The organism is Burkholderia sp. Ac-20379, from assembly GCF_017104645.1.
Taxonomy (GTDB): domain Bacteria; phylum Pseudomonadota; class Gammaproteobacteria; order Burkholderiales; family Burkholderiaceae; genus Burkholderia.
This window is the reverse complement of sequence record NZ_JAAGPF010000376.1, coordinates 1-6646: the sequence shown is the minus strand read 5'-3', so window position 1 is coordinate 6646 and position 6646 is coordinate 1. Positions and strand designations below refer to the sequence as shown.

Here is a 6646-nt window from a genome sequence, read left to right as displayed (position 1 = left end):
GCCGGGCTCGCGCCCGAGATCGCCTGCGAGCCCACCTACATGATGACGGCGGTGGCGATGGTGCGCGGCGGGCTGGGCCTGACGATCCTGCCGGCCTCGGCGCGCGAGGTGCTGGCCGAGCCGGAGCTGGTGGCGCGGCCGATCGACGATCCGGCGTTCGTGCGGCCCGTGGCGCTGGTCAAGCGGCGCGGCCGCACCTTGCCGGGCGTGGTCGAGGCGTTCGCCGGGCGCGTGATCGCGCGCGGGCTGTCGTGACCGGTTTTCGCCTGCGCAAGTTGACTAGTTAACTTGATGCCGATAAACACCGATGCCCCGCGAAGTCGCAATCGCGCACCACGATTGCGCATGCCGATTCGTCTGAAACCTATATGGAATAAAGGCTTCAGGGTATCCCCTAGGTCGCCGTTTCTTTTGGCGAAATTGCTTGCCAACGTGTTTTTGTTGACTCATTCTTGTCTATACAAGATCGCTCGTTAGCTTGGCAGGTAGTTCCGAACCTATGGGGAATGTCGACATGAAGAGTAAGCACAGCCGTCTCGTTTCGCTGCTGATCGGCGCGGTGTTGGGATCCGCGATGATGACCGGCGCCGCGCAGGCGAAAGACTGGAAGACGGTCACGATCGCGCTCGACGGCAGCTATGCGCCGTGGAACCTCACGCTGCCCGGCGGCAAGCTGGGCGGCTTCGAGCCGGAGCTGGTCGCGAAGCTGTGCGCGCATGCGCAGCTCAAGTGCAACCTGGTCACGCAGGATTGGGACGGCATGATTCCGGGCCTGCAGGCCGGCAAGTTCGATGTCCTGATGGATGCGATCTCGATCACGCCCGACCGCGAGAAGATCCTCGCGCTGTCGCAGCCGTACGCGGCCACGCCGGCCACGTTCGCCACCTCCGATCCGAAGCTGCTGCCGAAATCGGCGCCGAACACCGCCGCGCTGCGCCTCGACAACGACGCCCGCAGCAACGCGCCCGCCATCGACGCGCTGCGCAAGGCACTCAAGGGCAAGACCATCGGCCTGCAATCGGGCACGATCTACACGGCCTTCGTCAACAACAACTTCAAGGATGTGGCCTCGGTGCGCGTCTACAAGAGCGCGCCCGAGCGCGATCTCGATCTGGCCAACGGCCGCATCGACGCCTCGTTCGACGACATCACCTACTACACGGCGAACGCCGGCAAGTCGCAGGTGCTGCCGGCCGGCCCGGTGATCGCCGGCCCGATCTGGGGCCCGGGCGAAGGCCTTGCGTTCCGCAAGACGGATACCGACCTGAAGGCCAAGTTCGACGCGGCGATCGCGGCGGCCAAGGCCGACGGCACGATCAAGAGCCTGTCGATGAAGTGGTTCAAGACCGACGTCACGCCGTAAGCGCGGCGTTGTGCGCGGCGCCGTGTCCTCCACGGCGCCGCTGTCGTTTCTTCGCTTGTTTCGTCGGTCGTTTCGACCTGTTGTTTGACCCGTTACACCTGTAGCCGGATTTGCCTGGGGGCGTCATGTCTATCATCACCATGCTCGGTTTCGGATCGGAAGGCTGGGGCAGCGTGCTGCTGCTCGGCGCGCTGATGACGGTCGTGCTCACGATCTCCGCGCTGCTGATCGGTTCGGTGTTCGGCGGCCTCGTGGCCGCCGCCAAGCTGTCGCGCTTTCGCGCGCTGCGCGTGCTCGGCGACTGCTACACCACGGTGTTCCGCGGCGTGCCGGAACTGCTCGTGATCTACCTGTTCTATTTCGGCGGCTCCTCGCTCGTCACCACCATCGGCCAGTGGTTCGGCGCCGACGGCTTCGTCGGCGTGCCGCCGTTCGCGATCGGCGCGGTGGCGGTGGGCATGATCTCGGGCGCCTATCAGGCCGAGGTCTATCGCGCCGCCGTGCTGGCCGTCTCGCGCGGCGAGCTCGAAGCCGCGCGCGCGATCGGCATGCCGCGCCTGACCGCCGCGCGTCGCATCCTGATCCCGCAGGTGCTGCGCTTCGCGTTGCCGGGCCTCGGCAATGTCTGGCAGCTCAGTCTCAAGGATTCCGCATTGATTTCCGTCACCGGCCTGGCCGAGCTGCTGCGCGCCACCCAGGTGGCGGCCGGCTCGACGCACGAATACTTCCTGTTCTTCGTGGCGGGCGGCGTGCTGTACCTGGCGATGACGGGCGTGTCGAACCGCATCTTCGGCAAGGCCGAGGCGCATGTCGGCCGCTCGTTCAAGCGCAACTTCGCACGCAACTGACGCGGGGCTTTCCACCATGCATATCGATTTCCCGTTCCTGCTCGACACGTTGCGGCAGTTGATCGCCGCCGTGCCCACCACGCTGGGCCTGTTCTTCCTGTCGCTGGTGCTCGGCGGCTTGCTGTCGCTCGTGATCGTCACGCTGCGCGTGTCGCCGCACTGGCTGCCGAACCGCTTCGCGCGCGGCTACATCCTGGTATTTCGCGGCTCGCCGCTGCTGATCCAGATGTTCCTCGTCTATTACGGCCTCGGCGAATTCGGAGTGATCCGCGAAAGCTTCCTGTGGCCGGTGCTGCGCGAGCCGTACGTGTGCGCGGTGCTGTCGCTCGCGCTGTGCACGGCCGGCTACACGGCCGAGATCATCCGCGGCGGGCTGATGGCCGTGCCGGTGGGCCAGATCGAGGCCGGCCACGCGATCGGCCTGTCGGGCTTCGCGCTGCTGCGCCGGATCATCGGCCCGATCGCGCTGCGCCAGTGCCTGCCCGCGTATTCCACCGAGGCCGTGCTGCTCGTCAAGTCGACCGCACTGGCGAGCCTCGTGACCGTCTGGGAAGTGACGGGCGTGGCGCAGCAAATCATTCAGCAGACCTACCGCACCACGGAAGTGTTCATTTGCGCGGCGCTGATCTACCTGTTCCTGAATTTCGTCGTGGTGCGCGTGCTCGGCCTGCTCGAAACGCGGCTGTCGCGCCACCTGCGCGCCGCACCGGTGGTGGCCACGCGCGCCGCCGCCTCGCTCGAAACCCGCCGCGCCGCGCCGTGACCGGCAGCCTCACTCTGGAGAACCGCATGCAATCCGCCAACCCTGTCGCGCTGTCCGCCCGCAACATCCACAAATCGTTCGGCGCGCACCATGTGCTCAAGGGCATCTCGCTCGACGCGCACGAAGGCGACGTGATCTCGATCCTCGGCGCGAGCGGCTCGGGCAAGAGCACGTTCCTGCGCTGCCTGAACCTGCTCGAGATTCCCGACGACGGCTCGGTCACGCTGGCCGGCGAGGAACTGAAGATGAAGCGCCGCCGCGACGGCACGCTGCAGCCCGGCGATCCGCGCCAGGTGGATCGCGTGCGCTCGCAGCTCGGCATGGTGTTCCAGAACTTCAACCTCTGGTCGCACATGACGGTGCTCGAAAACGTGATCGAAGGGCCGATGCGCGTGCTCAAGCGCAGCCGCGCCGAAGCGGTGGAGGAGGCCGAGGCGCTGCTGGCCAAGGTCGGGCTGGGCGAGCGGCGCGGCCACTATCCGGCGCATCTGTCGGGCGGCCAGCAGCAGCGCGTGGCGATCGCGCGCGCGCTGGCCATGCATCCGAAGGTCATGCTGTTCGACGAGCCCACCTCCGCGCTCGATCCCGAACTGGTGGGCGAGGTGCTGCGCGTGATGCGCGCGCTGGCCGACGAGGGCCGCACGATGCTGGTGGTCACGCACGAGATGGGCTTCGCGCGCCATGTGTCGAACCGCGTGATGTTCCTGCATCAAGGGCAGGTGGATTCGGACGGCACGCCCGATGAAGTGTTCGGCGAGCACAAATCCGATTGCTTCCGCCGTTTCGTGTCCGGTCACGAAGATCGCAACACGAACTGAACCAACCGGGCCGCGTTCCGGCCCGGTGCCGCACCGTCTTCAACGCACGATCCGCAGGCAAGCACGATCATGGCCATCCTCCGTACCGACCGCCCGCTCGACTGGCGCGACATCGCCGCCGTCGCAGCCGGCGAACCGCTGCATCTTTCCGAGGCCGCGCGCGAGCGCATCGCGGCCGCCCGCCGGCTGGTCGAGCAGATCGTCGCGCGCGGCATTCGCGCCTACGGCGTGAACACGGGCGTGGGCGCGCTGTGCGACGTGGTGGTGTCGCCGGCCGATCAGCACGATCTGTCGCACAACATCCTGATGAGCCACGCAGTGGGCGTGGGCGCACCGCTCGGGCGCGAGGAGACGCGCGCGATCATGGCCGCCGCGATCAACAATTTCTCGCATGGCCACTCGGGCGTGCGGCTTGAGGTGGTCGAGCGGCTCGTGGCGCTGCTCGACGCCGATTGCCTGCCCGAAGTGCCGGCGAACGGCTCGGTCGGCTACCTGAGCCACATGGCGCATATCGCGCTGGTGTGCGTCGGTGCAGGCCACGCGCACTGGCGCGGCGAGCGGCTTACGGGTGCGGACGCGCTGCACCGGCTCGGCTTCGCGCCGCTGTCGCTCGAAGCGAAGGAAGGCCTGAGCCTCATCAACGGCACGCCGTGCGTGACCGGGCTGGCCGCGCTCGCGCTGCAACGCGCCGGGCGGCTGCTCGACTGGGCCGATGCGGTCTCGGCCATGAGCTTCGAGAACCTCGGCGGCCAGATGGCCGCGTTCGACGCCGATTCGCTGGCGTTCCGGGTGTCGCCGGGCCTCGCGCGCGTGGGCGAGCGCATGCGCGCGGCGCTCGACGGCAGCGGCCTGCTGGCCGCCGCGCTCGGCCGGCGCACGCAGGATCCGCTGAGCCTGCGCACGATTCCGCACGTGCACGGCGCGGCGCGCGACGTGCTGGCGGCCACCGGCGAGGTGGTCGATCGCGAGCTGGCATCCACCACCGACAATCCGATCGTGACGGGCACGCCCGATGCGCCGCGCGTCTATTCGCAGGCGCATGCGGTGGGCGCGTCGATCGCGCTGGCGATGGACAGCCTGGCGGTGGCCGTCGCGCAGGTGGCGGCGATGGCCGAGCGGCGCATCGACCGGCTCGTCAATCCGCTCGTCAGCGGGCTGCCGGCGTTCCTCGCGCATGCGGGCGGCACGCGCTCGGGTTTCATGATCGCTCAGTACACCGCAGCATCGCTGGTCGCGCAGAACCGCCGCGAAGCCGCGCCGGCCAGCCTCGACGGCGGCGTCACGTCGGGCCTGCAGGAGGATCACCTGTGCCATGCGACGCCGGCCGCGCTGAAGGCGCTGCTGGTGATCGAAAATAGCTGCCGGATACTTGGGATAGAATTGCTCGCGGCCGCGCAGGCCTACGACCTGCAGCCCGTCGACGCGCCGCGCGCGGCGTACACGGATACGCTCTACCAGCGGATTCGCCACGACGTGGCCACCTATCGCGACGACCGGCCGCTGGCCGACGACATCGCGCTGGCCTTCGGGCTGATCGCGCACGATGCGCCGCCGCCGCTGCCCGATCCCGTCAAGATCCGGCCGGTGGACGGCACGCTGATGCCCGATGCCGCGCCGTCGGTGGCGGGCGGCCCGGTGGCCTCGGCCAACGACGTGCTGCCGGCCGCGATCGGCGGCTGAGGAACGCGGGGCAGGGCTGGCCGCAGCCCTTCACGAAAGAAGTCGAGAATAACGATGACTACCAACGCAGTGGACGACGCCGCGCAGCCCCAGGCCGCGCGCAAGCTGGCACCCGCCTACGAGCAGATCAAGCGCTACGTGATCGGCCATATCGAGAACGGCACCTGGAAGCCGGGCGACATGATCCCGTCCGAAACCGAACTCGTGAAGGAGTTCGGCGTGGCGCGCATGACCGTGTCGCGCGCGCTGCGCGAACTGACGGCCGACCGCGTGCTCAAGCGCGTGCAGGGCTCGGGCACGTTCGTCGCGCCGCGCGACATCGAATCCACCGTGCTCGACATCCGCAACATCGCCGACGAAATCGTCGCGCGCGGCCACCGTCACACGGCCAAGGTGCTCGCGCTCGAAATCAGCCAGGATCCCGAAGCATTGGCGGCGCTCAATCTGGCCAAGGGGCCGGTGTTTCATTCGCTGATCGTGCACTACGAGGAAGGCGAGCCGATCCAGTACGAGGATCGCTACGTGAACCCGCAGGTGTTCCCGCACTATCTGGAGCAGGATTTCACGGCCGAAACGCCGAACCACTACATGGTGCAGCTCGCGCCGATCCAGCGCGCCGATTTCCGCATCTATGCGCAGAAGCCCGACGCGCCGGTGCGCCGCCATCTGGCGATGGAGATCGGCGAGCCGTGCCTGATGATGTGGCGGCGCACGTGGGTGGGCGAATCGGTCGCCACCTCGGTGCAGCTCTGGCATCCCGCCTCGCGGTTTCATCTGGCCGGCAGCGTCTGAGCGCCGGCGGTCGATCGCGCGCGCCCGTTCGCGGCGCGCCTCTGCTTTTCCCTTCGAATTGACTAGACAGGATCGCGCCGCGCTGCTGGGCGCGGCGATGCCGCGCGTCTTCATTTCATACCTGTTTTAAAGGATCGGATGCCGTATCGGGATAAACACCGAGTGATGACGGGATACGATATTTTTTATTGAAAACGAGTTGTCTAGACAACATTGGCCGGATAGACTCGCTCCATTCCTCCTTTCCTTCCTGGGGCCGTCATGAATCATCCGAAGCACATCGATCCGCGTCTCGACCCGACGCGCGTGATCCGCGCGCCGCGCGGCAGCGAGAAGACCTGCAAGACCTGGCTGGCCGAGGCGGCCTACCGGATGCTGCAGA

General features: G+C 67.6%; 7 protein-coding genes. All 7 read left to right on the top strand.

Features of this window, described 5'->3' with window-relative positions; translation table 11 throughout:
- The coding region (locus G3N92_RS29280) for a LysR substrate-binding domain-containing protein (protein WP_241015087.1) at positions 1-255 on the top strand (255 nt) is incomplete at its 5' end.
- Positions 256-514: 259 nt separating this feature from the next.
- Positions 515-1363 (top strand): transporter substrate-binding domain-containing protein, encoded by an 849-nt coding sequence (locus G3N92_RS29275; protein WP_206131063.1) that lies wholly within the window; start codon positions 515-517, stop codon positions 1361-1363.
- Between the two features lie 125 nt (positions 1364-1488).
- Positions 1489-2211, top strand: coding sequence for an ABC transporter permease subunit (locus tag G3N92_RS29270; protein WP_206131062.1), 723 nt, complete (start codon positions 1489-1491; stop codon positions 2209-2211).
- Between the two features lie 16 nt (positions 2212-2227).
- Positions 2228-2974, top strand: coding sequence for an ABC transporter permease subunit (locus G3N92_RS29265; protein WP_206131061.1), 747 nt, complete (start codon positions 2228-2230; stop codon positions 2972-2974).
- Between the two features lie 26 nt (positions 2975-3000).
- Positions 3001-3792, top strand: a complete 792-nt coding sequence (locus G3N92_RS29260) for an ATP-binding cassette domain-containing protein (RefSeq protein ID WP_206131060.1) — start codon at positions 3001-3003, stop codon at positions 3790-3792.
- 69 nt (positions 3793-3861) lie between these two features.
- The gene (gene hutH / locus G3N92_RS29255) at positions 3862-5472 is read left to right on the top strand and encodes a histidine ammonia-lyase (protein WP_206131059.1); all 1611 of its coding nucleotides are present in this window, start codon (positions 3862-3864) and stop codon (positions 5470-5472) included.
- 54 nt (positions 5473-5526) lie between these two features.
- Positions 5527-6264: a histidine utilization repressor gene (hutC, locus tag G3N92_RS29250; RefSeq protein ID WP_206131058.1), complete on the top strand. Its 738-nt coding sequence runs from the start codon at positions 5527-5529 to the stop codon at positions 6262-6264.
- Positions 6265-6646 lie beyond the last annotated feature (382 nt).